This is a genomic window from Bacillus sp. JJ1122 (genome assembly GCF_036964885.1).
GTDB lineage: Bacteria > Bacillota > Bacilli > Bacillales > Cytobacillaceae > Mesobacillus.
Genome location: NZ_JBALQL010000060.1, coordinates 1 through 1,298, shown reverse-complemented (window position 1 = coordinate 1,298; position 1,298 = coordinate 1). Strand labels below are relative to the sequence as shown.

At 35.1% G+C, this 1,298-nt stretch carries 2 protein-coding genes; one reads left to right on the top strand and one right to left on the bottom strand.

From position 1 onward, the window contains the following. Positions 1-60 precede the first annotated feature (60 nt). Entirely contained in the window at positions 61-495 is a 435-nt protein-coding gene (locus V7201_RS23115; protein WP_335379099.1) for a DUF1885 family protein, read from the bottom strand. A 159-nt stretch (positions 496-654) separates the two neighbouring features. Here V7201_RS23115 and V7201_RS23110 point away from each other — a divergent pair, with 159 nt between their 5' ends. Then, entirely contained in the window at positions 655-954 is a 300-nt protein-coding gene (locus V7201_RS23110; protein WP_335379098.1) for a DUF3055 domain-containing protein, read from the top strand. The last annotated feature ends 344 nt before the right edge of the window (positions 955-1,298 follow it).

The following is a 1,298-nucleotide window of genomic DNA, read 5'->3' as shown; positions in this document are numbered from 1 at the left end:
GCAGCCGTTTCTTTATTGTTTTAGTCGATGTTCCTTCAATTGAAGAGAGTTTTACTCTTCTTATTTTCGTGGATTGAAATACATTACTCTACCGTTGAATAAATGCAATTCACCCTGCAGTTTTTTTCCAAGGAATTTGCTGAACTCGTTAGCTTTCCCTTTGTCGCCAGCGGTAGCTGTCGGAGGAAGCGTGATTTGTATGTATGCTTGCTCGCGTTCTGTATCATCTTCATCAACGATGGTTTCTTTGTCTACTCCAAATAAAATTGCATTGTAGCGGTCCTGGGAGGATTGTAGATAAAACCATGTACCTTTGCCTTCTTCTTTTTCCTTTAGCTCATAAGGAAATGCGGAGTTTTCATAGTTCCAATCTACCTGGTCTCCGGTTTTAGCCGTTATTTGTTTGTAGTAATTAAATAAATCTTTGAGTTCATCGGTGGAAATAGCTTGCTGAGTTGATGATGGAACAAGTTTTATATAAGCATTACTAGACATTGTCCAATCCCCTTTTTCGATCGATTCTCCATCATTTTATCACTGAGGTAAAAGCATTGACAATAGAATATGAGCTTTTTAGCTTCATATTCTATTGCATTATTGGTAAAAATAAATTATAATAATATTCTAAATATTTAATTAAAAAGGAGGAGGCATATGGAACTATTCGAAAAGCTTTATGATGAACACGAAAAAGTTCAGGTCAGATTTGTGGGGTTCACAACCTATGATACTCGGTATGACTTTGGGATTGTGTTTACAAATATGTTTTTCGGAAAACCGCTCGTTGTATGTATGCAGACGGGGCGTTCAGCACTCCTCGATCCAAAGGATATTGAAGATGTAGAATTTTTGCAGAAAGCTTTCCATATCACCGAAGTACGTCAGGCTGAAGATCTCGCATTATTTTTCAATGAAGAGCTGCCAACGTCCCCATTCCAGACTCAATACGAATAACATCCGGGAGCAGGCCAAAATGGCCTGTTTTATTTTTTGGCTGTTTTCTTAAAGGTTATTGTTATTAAAGAAATGCTTGAAAGCAAAAGATTGTAAAATAAGTTGATTGGAACAGAAGGTGACAGAGTCCTGAGAAAATGCTATCGCCTGGAAAGATAATCAACAGCCTTGTTTATCAGAACTTTTTACTTTAAAGGGGATTTAAGGTATTGGATTAAATTGACATACTAATAAGCTATACATCATATTATTAGTAAGTGAATAACCTAAATAACCAATAAATTATTAAAAGTGTTATACAATTAACACTTGAAATATCAATAGTGTTATATTATTATATATTT

Bases quoted from the DNA above. Each gene is read 5' to 3' on its own strand.
- V7201_RS23115 (WP_335379099.1), bottom strand. From the start codon at position 495: ATGTCTAGTAATGCTTATATAAAACTTGTTCCATCATCAACTCAGCAA.
- V7201_RS23110 (WP_335379098.1), top strand. From the start codon at position 655: ATGGAACTATTCGAAAAGCTTTATGATGAACACGAAAAAGTTCAGGTC.